This window comes from Furfurilactobacillus entadae, from assembly GCF_045862745.1.
GTDB classification, from domain to species: domain Bacteria; phylum Bacillota; class Bacilli; order Lactobacillales; family Lactobacillaceae; genus Furfurilactobacillus; species Furfurilactobacillus entadae.
Genome location: NZ_BQXN01000012.1, coordinates 1 through 17,531, shown reverse-complemented (window position 1 = coordinate 17,531; position 17,531 = coordinate 1). Strand labels below are relative to the sequence as shown.

Annotated in this window: 18 protein-coding genes; 10 read left to right on the top strand and 8 right to left on the bottom strand. The window is 47.1% G+C overall.

From position 1 onward, the window contains the following. Positions 1 to 34: 34 nt before the first annotated feature. The 5 genes from ACKTR5_RS06495 to ACKTR5_RS06475 all read right to left on the bottom strand — a co-directional run bounded on the left by ACKTR5_RS06495 (position 35) and on the right by ACKTR5_RS06475 (position 2,743). On the bottom strand, positions 35 to 415 hold the full coding sequence (locus tag ACKTR5_RS06495; RefSeq protein WP_407880138.1) for a VOC family protein: 381 nt from the start codon (positions 413 to 415) through the stop codon (positions 35 to 37). 23 nt (positions 416 to 438) lie between these two features. After that, the gene (locus ACKTR5_RS06490; protein WP_407880136.1) at positions 439 to 810 is read right to left on the bottom strand and encodes an iron-sulfur cluster biosynthesis family protein; all 372 of its coding nucleotides are present in this window, start codon (positions 808 to 810) and stop codon (positions 439 to 441) included. 174 nt (positions 811 to 984) lie between these two features. Then, the gene (locus ACKTR5_RS06485; RefSeq protein WP_407880134.1) at positions 985 to 1,899 is read right to left on the bottom strand and encodes a peptidylprolyl isomerase; all 915 of its coding nucleotides are present in this window, start codon (positions 1,897 to 1,899) and stop codon (positions 985 to 987) included. 148 nt (positions 1,900 to 2,047) lie between these two features. After that, on the bottom strand, positions 2,048 to 2,305 hold the full coding sequence (locus ACKTR5_RS06480; protein WP_407880133.1) for a hypothetical protein: 258 nt from the start codon (positions 2,303 to 2,305) through the stop codon (positions 2,048 to 2,050). 3 nt (positions 2,306 to 2,308) lie between these two features. Beyond that, the gene (locus ACKTR5_RS06475; RefSeq protein WP_407880131.1) at positions 2,309 to 2,743 is read right to left on the bottom strand and encodes an HIT family protein; all 435 of its coding nucleotides are present in this window, start codon (positions 2,741 to 2,743) and stop codon (positions 2,309 to 2,311) included. 163 nt (positions 2,744 to 2,906) lie between these two features. Here ACKTR5_RS06475 and ACKTR5_RS06470 point away from each other — a divergent pair, with 163 nt between their 5' ends. From ACKTR5_RS06470 to ACKTR5_RS06450, 5 genes are all read left to right on the top strand, one after another. Then, complete coding sequence (locus tag ACKTR5_RS06470; protein WP_407880129.1) at positions 2,907 to 3,644, top strand: ABC transporter ATP-binding protein; 738 nt, start codon at positions 2,907 to 2,909, stop codon at positions 3,642 to 3,644. Next, the gene (locus tag ACKTR5_RS06465) at positions 3,601 to 4,863 is read left to right on the top strand and encodes an ABC transporter permease (protein ID WP_407880128.1); all 1,263 of its coding nucleotides are present in this window, start codon (positions 3,601 to 3,603) and stop codon (positions 4,861 to 4,863) included. The genes ACKTR5_RS06470 and ACKTR5_RS06465 overlap by 44 nt, the downstream gene beginning before the upstream one ends. A 37-nt stretch (positions 4,864 to 4,900) precedes the next feature. After that, on the top strand, positions 4,901 to 5,566 hold the full coding sequence (gene trmB / locus ACKTR5_RS06460; protein WP_407880126.1) for a tRNA (guanosine(46)-N7)-methyltransferase TrmB: 666 nt from the start codon (positions 4,901 to 4,903) through the stop codon (positions 5,564 to 5,566). 181 nt (positions 5,567 to 5,747) lie between these two features. Then, on the top strand, positions 5,748 to 7,097 hold the full coding sequence (locus ACKTR5_RS06455) for a hypothetical protein (RefSeq protein WP_407880124.1): 1,350 nt from the start codon (positions 5,748 to 5,750) through the stop codon (positions 7,095 to 7,097). Continuing rightward, positions 7,087 to 8,031 (top strand): alpha/beta hydrolase, encoded by a 945-nt coding sequence (locus ACKTR5_RS06450; protein WP_407880122.1) that lies wholly within the window; start codon positions 7,087 to 7,089, stop codon positions 8,029 to 8,031. Before ACKTR5_RS06455 ends, ACKTR5_RS06450 begins: the two co-directional genes overlap by 11 nt. A 108-nt stretch (positions 8,032 to 8,139) precedes the next feature. Here ACKTR5_RS06450 and ACKTR5_RS06445 read toward each other — a convergent pair whose 3' ends face one another. Continuing rightward, entirely contained in the window at positions 8,140 to 8,478 is a 339-nt protein-coding gene (locus ACKTR5_RS06445) for a hypothetical protein (RefSeq protein WP_407880121.1), read from the bottom strand. Positions 8,479 to 8,714: 236 nt separating this feature from the next. Between ACKTR5_RS06445 and ACKTR5_RS06440 the strand changes: the two genes are divergently transcribed. From ACKTR5_RS06440 to murC, 4 genes are all read left to right on the top strand, one after another. Next, a complete protein-coding gene (locus ACKTR5_RS06440; protein ID WP_407880119.1) occupies positions 8,715 to 9,905 on the top strand; it encodes a multidrug effflux MFS transporter in 1,191 nt (396 codons plus the stop codon). A gap of 245 nt (positions 9,906 to 10,150) precedes the next feature. Then, complete coding sequence (gene ytpR, locus ACKTR5_RS06435) at positions 10,151 to 10,789, top strand: YtpR family tRNA-binding protein (protein ID WP_407880118.1); 639 nt, start codon at positions 10,151 to 10,153, stop codon at positions 10,787 to 10,789. Between the two features lie 134 nt (positions 10,790 to 10,923). Beyond that, entirely contained in the window at positions 10,924 to 13,359 is a 2,436-nt protein-coding gene (locus ACKTR5_RS06430; protein WP_407880116.1) for a DNA translocase FtsK, read from the top strand. A gap of 98 nt (positions 13,360 to 13,457) precedes the next feature. Beyond that, positions 13,458 to 14,792 (top strand): UDP-N-acetylmuramate--L-alanine ligase, encoded by a 1,335-nt coding sequence (gene murC, locus ACKTR5_RS06425; RefSeq protein WP_407880114.1) that lies wholly within the window; start codon positions 13,458 to 13,460, stop codon positions 14,790 to 14,792. Positions 14,793 to 14,847: 55 nt separating this feature from the next. Here the strand turns inward: murC and ACKTR5_RS06420 are convergent, their stop codons facing one another. Next, on the bottom strand, positions 14,848 to 16,050 hold the full coding sequence (locus ACKTR5_RS06420; RefSeq protein WP_407880112.1) for a multidrug effflux MFS transporter: 1,203 nt from the start codon (positions 16,048 to 16,050) through the stop codon (positions 14,848 to 14,850). A gap of 234 nt (positions 16,051 to 16,284) precedes the next feature. Between ACKTR5_RS06420 and ACKTR5_RS06415 the strand changes: the two genes are divergently transcribed. Further along, the gene (locus tag ACKTR5_RS06415) at positions 16,285 to 17,004 is read left to right on the top strand and encodes a Bax inhibitor-1/YccA family protein (RefSeq protein WP_407880111.1); all 720 of its coding nucleotides are present in this window, start codon (positions 16,285 to 16,287) and stop codon (positions 17,002 to 17,004) included. Between the two features lie 86 nt (positions 17,005 to 17,090). Here the strand turns inward: ACKTR5_RS06415 and ACKTR5_RS06410 are convergent, their stop codons facing one another. Beyond that, positions 17,091 to 17,300 (bottom strand): IS3 family transposase, encoded by a 210-nt coding sequence (locus tag ACKTR5_RS06410; protein WP_407880215.1) that lies wholly within the window; start codon positions 17,298 to 17,300, stop codon positions 17,091 to 17,093. Positions 17,301 to 17,531: the final 231 nt, after the last annotated feature.

Sequence of the window (17,531 nt, the reverse complement as noted above, 5' to 3'; positions counted from 1 at the left end):
AGTTATCACTAACTTTTGGGGTTTTATACTGCCACTAAGACGGGATTTCACTGACGGCAAAATAATGACCCTCAGGATCCGCAAAGTTAAAGCTGCGTTGTTGATTGTGCACACTGATGGCACCAGTTGATGGGCTAACCGTGCGGATCTGGTGGTAGAGGACATCAAAATGTGACGTTTGGAATAAGAGCGATGGCGAATTTAACGCCACTTCTGGGGAAGTCGTCTGAATAAAGTGTTGATCAAACAGACACAAATCAACCTGGTTCAAAATTGTGAGCGTTACACTTTCAGACTCGTCAGGCATGTTCTGACGGTTGGACACTTCTGCGCTCACCGCGTGTTGCCAAAAAGTGGCCATGGCGGGCACGTCGTTAACGTACAACATAATTTGAATGTGCGTAATGGATGGCATGTGACAAACCTTTCTGGCTAACGTTATTTAGCCGCGCTTGGATCAATAATTAAGGCAACGTCATCGTCGATCTGTTCACTTTCATCAGAAAGGCGAATGGTGTGCATCAACGTGTTAAAGTCGGCTTGCAAGTGGTGACCGAGAAATTCGCCGGAATAGTCTTTGTAATGGACGGGGCCCAGATTAGATGGCAGCGTGGCTTGATAATCGGTGATGTCTGCGGCTTCACCCACAACAATCAATTGAAAGGAAATTTGAAGCGCCATTAACCCATGATGTGAATAGGGGCCAACGCCGTCATCGTAGCTCAATAATAAGCGGTTGCCCTTAATCAGTAGGGGTTTGATTTTAGCTAAAACAGCGTCACTAAAGGTTAATTCATGTGTTGTTGCCATAATAACGCACCTCCGATAAATGAATGATTTAAAACAGCCATATTGTCGGCTAACTTTGAAAAGAATGCAAGCATATCAACACTGCGATCTTAACCAGCGGTGATTTTGGGCCTTCGCCATGCAAAAGAGCGCCGAAACCTAAGGAGGTTTCGGCGCTCTTATTTAGAAAACTAATTATTTTGAAGTGGATGAAGATGAAGTTGATGTGTATTGTGATAAGACATCCTTCAAGTCATTGTCCTTGATGGAAACATTGGCTTTCTTCAATTCCTTAGAGATAACGGATTGAAGAACCGTCCCACCATTGCTGGTATCCATGTCTTGGTCCCAGATTTGGTTCTTTAAGTCCTGCTTGTGATCTTTCCAAGTTCCCTTAGAAGGCTTGTCAAGCATCTTGATGACGTAGTAGCTCTTTGTCCCAGTGGTTGAGCTTGTGTCAGCAACAGGACTAGTGGTGTATTCACCATTCTTCAGCTTGAAGGCTGCTGTTTTAATGGAGTCATCAACAGAAGAAGTGGCGTTATCGAACTTGCCGACTTTTCCGCCCTTGTTCTTTGTGCTGGAGTCTTCAGAGTACTTCTTAGCAACGGTACTAAAGCTGTCTCCGTTGTTTAAAGCGTCAATGGCTTTTTGAGCCTTGTCCTTAGAAGAAGTAACGATGATGGCTGTTTGGACTTTAGGTTCCCAGTCTTTGAACTGTTTCTTCAGGTCAGAGTCAGAAATCTTCACGTCGTTCTTAACAGCTTCACGTAACAACAGGTTTAAACGCAACGTGTCTTTTAAGCCAGAAGCGGTCATTCCTTGTTGTTCTAACATGCTACTAAAGCTTGAGCCGTATTGTTTCTTCAGGGCATCGTATTGCTTAGTAACCTTCTTGTCAGAAACCTTGTCGCCGTATTTCTTTTCAAGAACCTTCTTGATGATCATCTGTTGCAGAACTTGCTTACCCTGACTTGTCGTCTTCATGCTTGAGTAATATTCGTCCTGAGTAACTTTACCACCATCAGTTGTTGCCACTGTTTTGTTACCACAAGCGGCTAAGGAAAGGGCCATCAAGAGGCCAGCAGGAATAAGTAACCATTTTTTCATAAAAAGTTCACATCCAATTCGTTTTTTAGTTGAGTCTAATGAATCACACAAAGCATATCTTAACATAGATTAAGCTGAAAGTAGAATGCCTGCGCGCCCTTAACAGAAACTTTGCTTTGGGTTAAGTTTCGCTTAAGGAATCTTCCGTTTAGTGGGGGAGACGGTTGGTGAGATCATTAAGATCCTGATTGAGTTGGTCCACACCTTCCTGAAGAACTTTTTGGTGTGCGTTAACCTTGAACTGGAACCGGTCCACGGACTTTTGAATGTCGGTGATGGTTTCTTGAGCCTGGGTTGCGGTTGCCGATAGTTGGTTCACGTTGTTGTTGAGCCGTTTTATTGCCTTTGTGAAATCCGCTGTGGATTGGATGAGGTCGCGAATCGGATCAGTGAGTTTGTTAAACATGGGCTACGCCTCCATGTGATCAATGATGTGTTGTTGCAGCGCTTTGTAGGCAGCGTCATCATATTGAGCGCTATTATCCTTGAAAATCATTTTGAAATCATCGTGGTCACTGTAACGGGGAACTAAGTGAAAGTGTGAGTGAAAGACTGATTGGTACGCCACGGCACCGTTGTTATTAACGATGTTCATGGCCACGATGTCAGGGTTAGAATCGCGGACGGCCCGGGCAATCTTCGGGATTTTTGCAAAGACGCGCTGCGCAAGTGCCTCATCATAAGCAAAAATGTCAGGGATGTGTGTCTTAGGAATAACGAGTGTGTGACCAGGGGTGCCCTGTGAAATATCCAAAAAGGCCTTGACGTCATCATCCTCGTAAACCGTATAGCTCGGGATATCACCCTTAATAATTTTACAGAATAGACAGTTATCATCTAACATTGTGGAGCCTCCTCAGTTAATCGTGATTACCCCAATTATACACATCAATGGAAAGAACGAAAAGTTTTGCGTCGGGGTAGGAAGCGGCGTTTGATGGCCGTCATCACGGGGTGAGGTATGCTATAATCGGAGCAACGATTTTTCTTTGTGAAAGGACATCATTATGGGTATTGAAGTCAACCACCTTGTGGGAGGTTATTCACAAGTACCAGTGTTAAAAGACGTGACATTTCGCGTGAATGACGGGGAGATTGTCGGCTTGATCGGGTTAAACGGTGCTGGGAAATCAACCACCATTAATCACATTATTGGGTTATTAACGCCGCAACATGGACAAATCAAACTGGGCGGTGTGACGTTAACCGATGACCCGGTGGCGTATAAACAACAAATTGCGTACATTCCGGAGTTGCCGGTATTGTACGATGAATTGACGTTGGAAGAGACGCTGACATTAACAATGCATGCGTACGGACTAGATCCAGAACAGACCTGGCCACGGGCTCACGAATTATTAAAATTGTTTCGGTTAGACAATAAGCTAACCTGGTTCCCCGTGAACTTTTCAAAGGGGATGAAACAAAAGGTGATGATCGTGAATGCGTTCATGACGCAGGCCAGTGTCTTCATTATTGATGAACCATTTTTGGGGCTGGACCCGGTTGCAGTTCACGATCTCTTAGATTTGATTCAGGCAGCAAAAAAACGTGGGGCAGCCATTTTAATGTCGACCCACGTTCTTGCAAACGCTGAATTATATTGTGACCGGTTCGTCTTACTGCACCAAGGTGAGGTTCGGGTCGCTGGGACATTACCAGAACTGCGGGCGGCCTTCCCAGACGCCGGGGAATCCCTAGATGAAATTTACCTTGCGTTGGCCAATGGTGAGCGCGATGAATGAGTTAAGCCGGTTGTTTTCACAGCGGTTGTCTCGTCACGGAAACATGCTGCTGAAGTATCTGCGCCTCGTTTTCACAGATCACTTTGTTATCGCACTGTTCTTCTTTTTCGGTGCGTTGGGCTTTGCCTATCAAAACGGATTGAAGTCCTTAACAGCAGGCGTTTGGTGGGGACCCATTCTAACCGTTGTTATCCTGACGGCCGGCAGTCAGTTGGGGCGATTAGCAACGCTGATTGAACCAGCCGACGCGGTTTTATTGTTACCAGCAGAGGCACCACTCCACACGTATCTGCGTCACGCACGTAATTACAGTTTGTTAATGGCGAGCGTGATTCAAGTGGTGATCGGTGTTATCCTCGTGCCATTTATGGGGCAAGCAGACCAACTGAGCTTGCTTTCAGCCGGGCTCATGATCGTCACCCAGATCTTGGTTAAAGCGGCATGGATGAACTTAGCATTGCGCCAAACCGTTCAGCAAACACGCTTAACGGTTGGATGGGCGCGGTACTTGAACTGGATCGTTCCATTAGTGATTTTTGCAAGCGGTGTATGGCTTTCAGCCTGGTTAGCAGTCGGGTTGGGAATCCTTGCTGTCGCCTTGACCAGTTTTGGACTACGCCAATCGTGGGTGCGTGGCCAACTGGCCTGGCATGTGCTTGTGGATGAAGAATCCAATCGGATGATGTTGTTATACCGGTTCTTCAATCTGTTTACGGACGTTCCTCAGGTTAAAGCAACGGTTAAACGGCGCCGGTATTTGGACCCACTGTGGCGGATGATCGTTGGTCGATCAACCAATCCATACCTCTATCTATTTACCCGTGGGTTAGGCCGCGACAGTGATACATTCGGTTTGGTGGTGCGGCTTACCGTTATTGGCATGGTTATTTTGATCTTTGTTCATAGTCAGGTGATCAGCCTGATCGTAATGCTTTTGGCGGTCTATCTAATTGGCTTTCAGTTATTACCATTTTACGGACAGTACGCAGGCAAGGTGTTCACGCACCTTTATCCGGTGACCACTGTCATGCAGTTAGCGGCCTTTCGCCGGGTGTTAACAGTGCTGTTAACGTTGACGGCGGTTGCACTGGTGGCTGTCGACGCCAGCGTGAATTGGTCCTGGGTGCGGCTTGGCACCGATATTTTCGCCTTAGGCTTAGAATTAATCATCTTCGTTGGTTGGTACAGTCGCTTACGATTGAAGAAGATGGCAATGTAATGACATTATTTAGCGACCTTAATTAAGGAGAATAAGTATGCGCGTTAGAAACAAACCATGGGCGGACGAGCTGATCGCCGCTAATCCACAAGCAATCGTTTTGGAACCCGTGAATCATCGGGGCCACTGGCAGGACCGCTTCGAACGGGAACAGCCGCTGCAAGTTGAAATTGGGACCGGTAAGGGGCAATTTTTAATTGGCATGGCAAAGGCCCACCCAGAACGAAACTTTGTGGGGATCGAGTTACAAAAATCTGTGCTGGGGGCCGCATTAAAACGGTCGCTGCCAGAAGCATTGCCAAATCTTCAGTGGGTGTTGGCAGATGGTCAGGGGATTGAAAACTTCTTTGAACCTTTAGAAGTGGATCATCTGTATTTGAACTTTTCTGATCCATGGCCAAAGACGCGTCATGAAAAACGGCGGTTAACATCACCAACCTTTTTAGCCAGTTACGTTGCAGTCTTAGGGATCGGTGGCGCAATTCAGTTTAAGACGGATAATCGGCATTTGTTCGAATATTCGTTGATGAGCATGGCCAACTTCGGGATGAAACTGACGGAAGTTTCCTTAGATCTGCATACAGACGTTGCGGCAAGTGATGGCCAGTTTGAAAACGTAGAAACGGAATACGAACAAAAATTTGCTGCCAAGGGCCAACCAATTTACCGGCTGGTGGCACAGTTTGTTCCAACAGAAAAATAACGGTGAATGAGCCGTTCTTAAATGACGCTTTTCTTAATGATAAGGAAGGGCGTCTTTTTTGTGGTCATCTTCTCATCAACATCGGCGCCCGGACTTTTAACGAAAATGACGTGATATGGCTTGCAATCAACAAACCCGGGGGGTATAAAGAACTTAATTAAAGGGACGAGGAGGAACCATAATGAAACGCTTAATGAGCGCTTTTCATGCACGAAATGGCGCCATAGCGCTTTTTTTTCGTGACCGGCCATTAATGGCTGTTATTCGCCACGCACTAACCATCCTCTTTCCGTTTGTCATGATGGATGTTTTGCTTAACTGGATCAACGAAGCTTGGCTTCGGCCAGACGGCTTTTATTTTCAAATTTTCCACTTTCAGGCCCTTGGTGAGAAGTTGCTGATTGCAAGTGATTTGTTAACCGACCTGGTGATCATGCTAAACGTTGTGGTCAGTATTTGTGCTGCTTATCTTGTGGGGTACTACTACGCCGAAATGTGTCACCGGGATAAGATGACCACTGGGTTAGCAAGTGCCGCCGCATATATGATTTTGAATTATGATTATCGGAGCGCAGATAACCTGTTTTTGTTTAATAACTTCGGGTTGCGCGGCTTATTTTTAGCGTTTGTGACCGGAATTATTGTCGGAATGATTTTTCGCTTGCCGTTGACGCGGCACCTTCCAAAAATCGAACAATTAACGGACGATGACCGGGTCTTCGCGCGGTCTCAACGCATGTTTATCCCATTGGCGTTGGTGCTGATGCTATTTATGCTCTTGGGCTGGTTGATCAGCCTGGTTACAACGCAGGGGCCACTAGGGATTTTAAATGAGGGACTGGCGGCCATTACGGTTGGGAACGCGACCACTCGGGTTCCGGCGATTTTGCTTTCGGCCATTATTAGTAATCTCTTGATGTTTATCGGGCTGGCGAGTCCCATTGCACAGCCACGGTTGATTAATTACTCGACGTTTTCTGGCGCTAACGCTCAATTTGCCCAGGCGCACCACACGTCCTTTGGGGCACCATATCCGATCACGTTACATACGTTGTACGATGTGTTTGGAAACATTGGTGGTGTTGGTGGGTTATTAGCATTGGCAATTGCCATTATTTTAGTCGGGATTACCCATCGTGAGCGACGGGTTGCTTACCGATCACTGTTACCTGCATTGTCAAACCTATCGGGAATTGGCTTAGTTGGGTTGCCTGTGATTTTCAATTCGATTTATCTGATTCCGATGGTCTTTGTGCCGGTCATCAACATGGTGGTTGGGGCAATTTTAATTAAGACAAAGGTGATTCCACCGGTCGTTTATCGAATTCCGTGGACGACACCGGGCGTGTTGCAAGGATACGTGGGAACCGGGGGCGACATCAAAACGTTGATCGTCGCGTTTGTCTTGTTCATCGTGGATGTGGCGTTGTTTATTCCGTTTGTTAAAAATGGTAATCGTCTGCAGGCCTTATTGATTCAGCGTGACCGAGCAAAGAAAGCCAAGGCAAAAGGAGACGACCATGAAGATTAAACGAACTCGGTGGGGCGTATTAGGCGCATTTGTTCTCTTTCTGGTGCTCATTGTTGTGTGCACCGTGCCAGGGGTTACCCATACAGTGACAAAGCCACGGGCCATCCGTGAGTCGCAAATGTCCCCGGTGATTTTTATTCCTGGATCATCAGCTGGTCAAAATCGGTTTGACGACCTGATCAAAACAATTAATTCTGGGAAGGCGAACCCGAACCAGCAGGGAAATAAGCAACCCGTGCAGCACAGTGTGGTTAAGGTGACAGTCAAAACTGATAACACGCTGCGGGTCACTGGTCATGTGCGGGCTGGTGATAACGCACCATTCTTTGTTGTGGCATTTGAGAACAACAAGGATGGGTACAGCAACATCAAAAAACAGGCAAAATGGTTTAACACAGCCTTTTTGTACTTAGCAAAGACCTATAACTTCAATAACTTCTCTGGTTATGGACACTCGAACGGGGGCCTCATTTACACCCTCTTTTTAGAGAATTACTTCAACCAGTCTAAATTCAAGATGCACGAGTTAATGATGTTGGGGTCACCGTTTAACCTTGAAGATAAGGATCAAACTAAACGGGTCGACATGTTAAATGACATGGTTGATAACCGGAATAAATTACCAAAGGCACTTAATGTTTATCTCGTCGCGGGCACGGAAAATTACACCAGTGACGGGATTGTGCCGGTTGAAAGTGTGTACGCGGGTAAGTATGTTTATCAGGACCAGGTGGCTCATTTTACTGAACTAACGGTCACCGGGAGTGACGCGGAACATACCGATTTGCCGCAGAACAAGCAAATCGTGACGCTAATGTCGCAAAACTTGCTTCAGTTCCAGGGTGCCCGGTTCCGGCAGTCACAATCAACAGGGACGACTAATCAAAAGACTAATGTAGGTGACCTTAGTGATCAGTCATCCTCAAAAAAGTAAGTGATGATGATCTAAATCGTGATTAAGAACGGCGGTAACATAAAATGGCTGCTTCCCAAGTTTTGGGAAGCAGCCATTTTATGTTATTGAGCAGAATTATTTAGCGCGCTATGAAAGGGGCGTGGCCACTTTCCATACATCGAGAACTTTACCGGAATAAATGTCGGCTAAGAACGCATAAACAACTGTGTGGTGATTCTCTTGACGAGTTACGCCACCGCGGTAGACGAGGACGTCAGACGCCCGTTTTTTAAATGGAACGGGCCGGTGCTCGATCCATGATCCGTCCAGATCACCGGTCTTTTGAAATGATGCTTTAACTTTGGCGAGGATTCGGTCGGGGTGTTTGACATGGATGGCTTGAATAGCTGATCCAATGGCAAATCCGGCGCTGATACCGGCACCGGCCAAGAGTGCTAAACGGCGGTAATAATGGTCATTTGTCACAATGATTCCTCCTAAACGTGTTAATGAATGTTCATAGTGTACACCAAAAGCGCGAATATAAAAAATTGTTCACCACTAAGTTGCTGACATAGGACGGTTGACAGACTGGATCAAGTTCCGTATCGTGTAACGACATAGAAAAGAGGTGACACCATGAATTATGAACGAATCTTGGTGTGTGTTGCCGTAAACGGTGAAGGACGTTTTTCCTAGATTAAATTTTTAAGGAGAATCTGATGAAAAACGTCCGCGGAACAGTTCCGACACTCACATTATTGGTGACGTTAGTGGGCTTTCCACAAATTAGTGAATCAATCTTTACGCCGATTTTACCGGCATTACAACAAACACTGCATGTAAGTGCAAACCGCGTGCAGTTGACCATGAGCGTGTACTTTATTGCGTTTGCGCTTGGGGTCCTTATCTGGGGGCAGCTTGCTGACCGGTGGGGTCGTCGCCCCGCACTGTTAGCCGGCATCGTGATTTATCTCATCGGCAATGTTGGCCTGTTACTTAGCCAGACATTGACGGGAATCATTATTAGTCGTCTGGTCCAAGCCTTTGGTGCCAGTACGGGATCTGTGGTGACCCAAACCATCATGCGTGAGAGCTTCCATGGCCGTGCGGGAGCCAAAATTTTTGCACAAACCAGTGCGGCGTTAGCCCTAGCCCCAGCGTTGGGCCCATTAATTGGGGGCGCGATCCAAACCTGGGCGGGTGAGCGAAACGTGTTCGTTGCGCTCGTGATTTTAGCCATTCTTGTGTTTGGCTATGCCGCACTAGCCTTACCAGAAACGAGGCCGCAGTCAATAACGGCTGAAACGGATGCTCAGCAAGATCTGTTACACCTTTTATGGCGTGATCCTGTTGTTTGGGCATACGGCATCTTAATTGGTGGAATCAACGGCATGCTGTTTAGCTACTATGCTGAGGCACCGTTTATTTTTGAAACCCACTTTCATTTTCGTGCGGTCACGTATGGGGCCCTTGGCTTGAGTCTCGCATTGGCCAGCCTGTTAGGCAGCTTATTGGTGAACTGGTTATTAACGTGGTGGCAACCACAGCAGTTGATTATTGGCGGTTTATCATTGAGCTGTTTGGCGTCAGCAGGGCTATGGCTTGCAGCCATCAATAATCAGCCAGGTTGGCTGGTGATTGGCTTTTTTCTGGCCTTTTTGGGGTTCAACGTGACGTTACCAAACGCGCTTAACCGTGCACTTGTTGGTTATGAAGCCGTGATGGGCCGCGCCAGTGGGTGGTTCAGTTTGGGATATTACTGTCTGGTTAGTGCGCTGACGTATGGAATGAGTGTTTTACACGGACACTCGATTCAAACGTTACCGAAATTTTTTTTGGGAACCGCAATTGTGATGTTGACCGTATTTGGCCTAGTTGATCAGCGCCATAGACATAAAGCAACGTCCTAGCCATTAATGACGATTGAAAAATGCAGGTGGCCGATTCTTCGGAATGACGAAGCGTCGGCCATTTTTGTTTGGTGCAAACGTTTATCGGCATAGTGAAAACTAAATTTTGTGCAAATTGATGAAAACATGGTGTTTCAGGGCCGTTGCACCTTTAAATTGCTGATAATTTCGTATAAACTGGTGTATAAACGTTTATTGGGCACAAAATCTGGTGATTCTCGTGGCCCAATCTTGGAGGATGAAAAATGTTGATTGCAAGTATGAACCAGCAGGCATCACCGGATGTCCTGGTTGTGATTCTCGGACCGGACGTGAGTGAACAGGCCGTGACGGTTACAGGTAACATTGCCCGGATTTTCGATCCAGCAACAGATCAAACATTGGGCTACAATTTCTTAAACGTTAGCGCGATTGATGCCAGCATTTCTGGTAATGGTCAATTAGCATTGACTGACGCCCAGGTTGCCGCGTTGAATCAGGCGTTAACTGCGGCAAACATGCCAGCTGATTTGGAAAATGATCACGAACCACGATTTGTGGTTGGCTATGTTGAAGCGACAACGCCACACCCTGATTCAGACCACCTATTGGTGACAACAACGCGGATCGATAATGATCAAACGGTTCAAATTGTCAGTGGTTCACCGAACATGACGAATCACATCTATGTTGTCGTTGCCAAAGTCGGTGCAATGATGCCAAGTGGGCAAGTGATCTGGCCGGGCGAATTGCGTGGGGTGCCGTCAAATGGTATGATTACTAGTGGTCGCGAGCTTCGGTTAAAGAATGCACCTCAAAAGAAGGGGGCGTTAATTTTGCCGGATGATTTTGCGGCGGTTGGAACGCCTTTTGATTTTGAAAAGGGTAATACACTATTTGCGTAATGCAAAATCTAGCCAAACTAATGATCATTAAGTAATGTATTGATGTGAGGAAGGCCAGGGCCTTCCTTTTTTATTCCTGAATGGGAATCGTCATTTATCGCTGAGTAAACAACAAAATTGATTTAGGTGATTCAATGAAACACTATGATGGTCCGACGTTTTTTCGGCAACATCCAGAAGAATTTGAACGAGCACGTGAACAACGGCAACACCGGTTACTGGCGACACCAGCACCAAGACCGTCATCTGCAGCCGCAACACCAATGTCCGCAACCAGCGAGGCCGTTCGCTACGGAAGTAACGAAGTTGAGCTAGACCGGTCAATGGCAATGAAGTATGCGTCGCAGCAAGCCCGTGCAATTGCGCAAACAGTTCGGCCACGTCGTGCATGGCATACGCCCGCTAGTGAAGCAGCGGTGGTGGAATCAACTGCTTCAACGGCAGTTACTTCAACGGCACCTGCGGCCGCTTCAGTGACGCCAGTTGCGCCAGAAGCAAGCGCGACGAGCGAGGCAGGCTATGTTTCGGCTGTTAACCGGCCATTCTCACAAGCGTCAACGGCGTTTTCTGAGCAAAATAAGGGTGCAATGAGTGCGTGGGTGAGTGATGATTGGTCCCATGAAGCCGCGTCTGCAACGGAAACAAGCGCGCCAAGTGCCGTCCAATCACTAGCAACGCCAACCAGTGAACCAACAAGCGCTACGGAAGCAACCGTCTTGAGTGATGAGATCAGTGAAGCGCCGGTCACGACCGAGGAAGCGGCCGTTGTTGTCGCACCAACCACAACGGTCGTTCCCGTAACGAGCCAACCGGTCATGGTGGCATCAACGGCTGCCGAGTCCGCACAATCAAGTGAAGCCCCGGTTGAGCCAACAAGCGTTACGCCCACGATCGTTGAAGAAGTTCCGTCAGTGGTTACCAAGCCAGCAAGTGCTGCACCGGTCGCACCATCGCGGCCACAGGGGGCTTTGGGCCATGGGTTGGCTGACATCTTCAATGAAGAGCAAAACGGTCAAAAAGACCTGGCACTGTTTAATAACGACCACGCAGATTCTGTTGATGAAGATGAGGTGGCCGAAGAAACCAGCGCACCAATCACCGAGTTACCGTCTGGTCGAAGTTACGCCGATGAGGATGATAAGTCGTTATTAACGTATCATTTTCCAAGCTTAGATCTGCTGAAGCCTCCGGTGATGCGTGATGAAGCAAAGTTGGATGCGTGGATTGAAAATCAGATCGACGTTTTAAACGAAACGTTATCCTCGTTTCATGTTTCAGGTGAAGTGGTTGACTACACTGTCGGCCCAACGGTAACCCAGTTTCAAGTAAGCTTGGGACCAGGCGTCCGGGTCAATAAAATTACCAATTTACAGGATGACTTGAAACTCGCACTGGCTGCAAAAGACATTCGGATCGAGGCACCAATTCCAGGAAAATCAACCGTTGGGATCGAAATTCCTGATTTGAAGTCGCGACCAGTTATGTTGTCCGAAGTACTACGGTCACCTGCATTCCAGAACAGTACGTCACCATTGACGGTGGCGCTTGGGGTCGATCTTTTTGGCCAACCACAAGTGACGGATCTTCGGAACATGCCACACGGACTGATCGCTGGGGCCACTGGTTCCGGGAAGTCTGTGTTCATTAACAGCTTATTGTTATCCATTTTATATAAGGCGACCCCGCAAGAGGTCAAACTGATCTTAATTGATCCAAAGGCCGTTGAAATGGCACCGTATAATGGGATTCCTCACCTGCTGTCACCAGTTGTTTCTGAACCACAGGCGGCCGCAGCCGCATTGAAGTGGACGGTCACCGAAATGGAAGAACGGTACCAACGGTTGGCAGCCGCTGGCGCACGTAACATTGAGCAATACAACGACAAGGCCATGGCAAGTGACCATCCAGAGCAAAAGATGCCATACATCGTAATCATTATTGATGAATTGGCTGACCTGATGATGGTTGCGTCCTCAGAGGTTCAAGATTACATTGCACGGATCACGCAAAAGGCACGGGCTGCCGGGATCCACTTGCTTGTTGCCACTCAGCGGCCATCCGTCGATGTTGTCACGGGGACCATCAAAAATAACATTCCGACCCGGGTTGCATTCATGGTTTCAAGTCAAATTGATTCCCGGACAATTCTGGATACGGCTGGTGCTGAACGACTTTTGGGTCGTGGAGACATGTTGTATCTAGGTAACGGAAAGAGTCAGCCAATTCGGTTGCAGGGGACTTATGTCGATGCTGAAATTGACGCAGTGACTGATTTTGTTCGGGAACAAATGGCGCCACACTATGCGTTTGAGCCCAAACAATTATTGGCAACTGAAATTGCGGCGGAAGACCAAGATGATTTATGGCCGGAAGTTTTGACGTACGTTGCGGGCGAAAAAACGGTGTCAACATCGAAACTTCAGCGCGTCTTTTCGATTGGGTATAACCGGGCGGCCAACCTTGTTGATCAACTGGAATCTAACGGCTACGTTTCTGCTCAGCAGGGTTCAAAGCCACGGGAAGTGTACTTAACGCCCGAGCAGTTGAACCAGGAGACTGATGAAGATTAGGTTAAACAAGGACCATCAATTGCGCCAAGCGGACAAAACCTGCTACATTATTAATTAGTAAACAGAGACAATGTGTCTCATGAAGGAGCTCATTAGTCATGGATAACACTGAAACAACGTATTATTTTGTTGGTATTAAAGGGTCAGGAATGGCCTCGTTGGCATTGATCTTGCATGATCGTGGTGACCACGTTGAGGGTTCTGACATTGATCAGTACACGTTTACTCAGCGACCACTGGAACAAGCGGGAATTAAGATCTATTCTTTTGACCCAGCTAACATCCACGAAGGCCTAACGATTATTGCCGGAAACGCCTTTCCAGATACACACCCTGAAATTGTTCGGGCTAAGGAACTGGGCTTAACGGTTGTTCGTTACCATGAGTTCCTCGGGCAACTAATGGGCGGTTATACAAGTATTGGTGTGGCTGGTGCTCACGGGAAGACAAGTACAACCGGCCTATTAGCCCACGTGTTGAGTGGGATTGCACCAACGAGTTACTTAATTGGTGACGGAACCGGGAAGGGGACACCGAACTCACGCTTCTTCGTTTTTGAAGCGGATGAATACCGGCGCCACTTTTTGGCCTACCACCCAGACTACGCGATCATGACAAACGTCGACTTTGACCATCCGGATTATTACAAGGGGATCGATGATGTTTTCGACGCCTTTCAAACGTATGTGAGCCAAGTTGGAAAAGCCATTTTTGCTTGGGGTGACGATCCAGAACTTCGTAAATTGAAGGCGGACGTTCCCGTCTACTACTATGGGGTCAATGAACGTGATGATGTACAAGCACGGAACATCAAGCGGACAACAAAGGGCTCAAACTTTGATGTGTACATCCATGACGAATTTGTGGGTAACTTCGAGATTCAATTGTTTGGTGAACATAACGTGCTGAACAGTCTGGCTGTGATCGCCGTGGCACACTTTGAAAAAGTGGACATGGATGATTTACGCAAGGAACTGTTGTCGTTTAAGGGTGTTAAACGACGCTTCTCAGAACGACAAGTTGCGGATATGACCATCATTGATGACTATGCGCACCACCCATCAGAAATCAAGGCGACCATTGATGCTGCTCGGCAAAAATATCCTGACAAGCAATTAATTGCGGTATTCCAACCACATACGTTCAGTCGGACGATTGCGTTGATGGATGATTTCGCTAAGAGCTTAAACCTTGCTGATAAAGTGTACCTCACAAACATCTTTGGATCAGCGCGCGAACAAAGCGGGACTGTTTCCAGTGCCGACCTTGGGGCAAAGATCACCAAGGGTGGCGAGGTGTTAACACGGGCGAACATGTCGCCATTACTCGATTATCACAATGCCGTTGTGATCTTTATGGGTGCCGGTGATGTTCAAAAGTACGAACGTGAATACGAAACGTTATTGAGTAACACAAGTTTGAATAACGGTTAGAGTCGTCATTAAAAAGCACGCCAGATTTTCTGGCGTGCTTTTTTGTCGTTTATGTTTATGAGTGGGCTGCTGGCAATGTGGTGTTTTTACGACTAAACCATAGTAAAAGCAGTCCGGTTAGTTCAAAGAGGAAAATGATGATAATCATTGGCAGGGCACTGTTAGAACCAAAAAGGCCGACTAACGGTGAGGCGATTCCACCAACAATTTGTGAAAGTGTGCCAAGGACTGCTGACGCCGTCCCAATGTTGGTTGTGGTGCTTTCCATGGCGATGGCGGTCGTAATAGCACTGTTGAACCCGATCGACACAACGACAAGCCATAAAGCAGCGGTAAACAGCCAGAACTGGTTAATCGTCAGTGCATTGATGACTAAAATAACGCAACTAATGATGGGCACTAAAAAGCCAACTTGGGCAATTTGGTGTTCAGACAAGCGACCACTGGCGCGCCCCATGAGCTGGCTACCAAGGGCAATGCCGACACCGTTAAATGCGTAAATTAGACTGAATGCCCCCGTGCTCAAGCCGTACTCCTTTTGGAAAATAAAGGATGAATCCGCAATGTATGTAAACAGCGCACCATAGACCAGGGCAAGCAGCGTTGCGTTTAACATGAACCGTGAATTATGGAAAATTGGTTTGAAGTTAAGCGGTTCTGGTGTTGCTGTGTCTGCGGGCGCTGTTTCCGGGAGACCGAAAAATGTTGCGGCAACGAGGATGAGGCCGATTAGCGCGAGGGTAATAAAAATGGCTGGCCACGGAAAGAGGCTGACAAGCCCGGCCCCAACAATCGGGGCGATGACGGGGAAGACCCCGTTGATCGTCATCAATGTTGCGTAAAAGCGGGTCAACCGCGGGCCTTCAAATAAATCACGGGCAACAGCACGGGATAGGACTTGCCCCGCAGAACCAGCCAAGCCCTGTAGCACACGAAGAATTAAAAAGAGCGTAATGTTGTGAACGAAAATAAGGGCCGTTGACGTTACGGTAAATAAAATAAGGCCGGTTAGTAGCGGTGTCCGTCGACCAACACGATCACTCCACGGACCGATGGCAAGTTGGCCAACAGCCATTCCGATCAGGCAGGCACTGATACTCGCCTGAACGGCGGCAGAACTCGTGTGCAAACTCGCTTGTAGTTGCGGAAGGGCCGGCAGGTACATATCAAGTGACAGTGGCCCAAACGCCGACAGGGTTCCTAACAGGAGGGTTAAAAAGGTTGTGGGTTTAACGGATGGTGTGTTTGTTTGACTCATGCAGGTGATCCTCTCTTGAAAATAACGAATGACGTTACTAACCATTCTAAGTGAGTGGTGAGGAAAAAACTAGCGGAAACGGTGAAACGTTGAACCCAATAAAACTTTCTAAAGTTGTGCATGGTTAGCGGTAAACACTTGCTTGTTTAGCTAGATTTGTTAAAATACATGTGAAAGTAATTAGTCAACATTCGTCAGACTTTTACGGATGCACACTAGAAATGGGGAATTAACGTGAATAATAATGAATATCAACAACCGCGCCGTGAAGTGAACGTTTCTGCTTCCGGGTTAAGCGCCTTTATGACAAAGGTGTTTGGTTACATGGGTGGTGCTGTGTTGGTGTCCGCCATCGTGGCGCTCTTAGCCGGGAAGGTGTTTGCCACTCAGTACTTTAACTTTTTGGCAGCCAACCACTGGTTCACATGGGTCTTGGTCATCGCAGAATTTGGGATTGTCATTAGCTCATCGTTTAGCGCTCAACAGAATGAGTCGACGGGGGTTGCCCGGCTAATGGGGTTTGCCTTGGTTAATGGCTTGATGTTGTCGACGATTTTCTTGATCTATGCAAATGCAACCATCATGGCAGCTTTTGTGGCCTCCGCGGTAATCTTTGGGGGAATGGCGGTGTATGGATCAACAACGCACCGTGATTTAACAAAGATCGGAACACAGATGGTTTTTGCTTTGATCGGTGTAATCGTCGTCAGTCTGATCAACTTGTGGCTGCGGTCATCATTGATCAGCTACGTTTTTAGTTTCGTTATTGTTGGGATCTTCGTCGTGTTGACGGCGTGGGACACCCAAAAGATGAAGCGAATCTACGAACAGTACGGTAACCAAGTCGATCTTGGCGGGTTAGCTGCCCAAGGTGCTTTGCAACTGTACTTGGACTTCATCAACATCTTCCTGTACGTGCTTCAAATCTTTGGTTACGGCAGCAACCGTGATTAATGCATAAGTCGACCTGAAAAGAGCGAACAACCGCCGCTCACGATTTGACGTTTACCCAAAAAGTTGGAACTAAATAGTTTTGTTAATTAGGCAGTTAATTGCCGCTCGAAATAGAGTGGTGATTGACCGCCTAATTTTATTTGAATTCGCTTTTGATTGTAATAATTAATCCAGGAATTGATTGCTTTGGTTAGCTCTGAGGCGTTTGCGTATTGCTGTAAACTAACGATTTCAACTTTTAATTTATCAAAGACAGCCCATGCTGCATTGTCTAAACAAGTCGCTCGTCGAGACATACTTTGCCGGATATGCATTTGTTTGAGTAGCTTTCTCCATGCTCGATGCTGGTATTGCCAGCGTTAATCAGTATGGAGTGTGATTTGATACCCCGTTTGGGGTATCTGTTTCACCAGTTGTTTTAATGGGGCTAATGAGAATGCCAAATTCGGATGAGCACCGATTGACCATGTTAAGATTCGCTTACTATAGAGATCTTTAACGATCTCTAAATAAACCTTATCACCGTT

Bases quoted from the DNA above. Each gene is read 5' to 3' on its own strand.
- ACKTR5_RS06495 (WP_407880138.1), bottom strand. From the start codon at position 415: ATGCCATCCATTACGCACATTCAAATTATGTTGTACGTTAACGACGTG.
- ACKTR5_RS06490 (WP_407880136.1), bottom strand. From the start codon at position 810: ATGGCAACAACACATGAATTAACCTTTAGTGACGCTGTTTTAGCTAAA.
- ACKTR5_RS06485 (WP_407880134.1), bottom strand. From the start codon at position 1,899: ATGAAAAAATGGTTACTTATTCCTGCTGGCCTCTTGATGGCCCTTTCC.
- ACKTR5_RS06480 (WP_407880133.1), bottom strand. From the start codon at position 2,305: ATGTTTAACAAACTCACTGATCCGATTCGCGACCTCATCCAATCCACA.
- ACKTR5_RS06475 (WP_407880131.1), bottom strand. From the start codon at position 2,743: ATGTTAGATGATAACTGTCTATTCTGTAAAATTATTAAGGGTGATATC.
- ACKTR5_RS06470 (WP_407880129.1), top strand. From the start codon at position 2,907: ATGGGTATTGAAGTCAACCACCTTGTGGGAGGTTATTCACAAGTACCA.
- ACKTR5_RS06465 (WP_407880128.1), top strand. From the start codon at position 3,601: ATGAAATTTACCTTGCGTTGGCCAATGGTGAGCGCGATGAATGAGTTA.
- trmB (WP_407880126.1), top strand. From the start codon at position 4,901: ATGCGCGTTAGAAACAAACCATGGGCGGACGAGCTGATCGCCGCTAAT.
- ACKTR5_RS06455 (WP_407880124.1), top strand. From the start codon at position 5,748: ATGAAACGCTTAATGAGCGCTTTTCATGCACGAAATGGCGCCATAGCG.
- ACKTR5_RS06450 (WP_407880122.1), top strand. From the start codon at position 7,087: ATGAAGATTAAACGAACTCGGTGGGGCGTATTAGGCGCATTTGTTCTC.
- ACKTR5_RS06440 (WP_407880119.1), top strand. From the start codon at position 8,715: ATGAAAAACGTCCGCGGAACAGTTCCGACACTCACATTATTGGTGACG.
- ytpR (WP_407880118.1), top strand. From the start codon at position 10,151: ATGTTGATTGCAAGTATGAACCAGCAGGCATCACCGGATGTCCTGGTT.
- ACKTR5_RS06430 (WP_407880116.1), top strand. From the start codon at position 10,924: ATGAAACACTATGATGGTCCGACGTTTTTTCGGCAACATCCAGAAGAA.
- murC (WP_407880114.1), top strand. From the start codon at position 13,458: ATGGATAACACTGAAACAACGTATTATTTTGTTGGTATTAAAGGGTCA.
- ACKTR5_RS06420 (WP_407880112.1), bottom strand. From the start codon at position 16,050: ATGAGTCAAACAAACACACCATCCGTTAAACCCACAACCTTTTTAACC.
- ACKTR5_RS06410 (WP_407880215.1), bottom strand. From the start codon at position 17,300: ATGTCTCGACGAGCGACTTGTTTAGACAATGCAGCATGGGCTGTCTTT.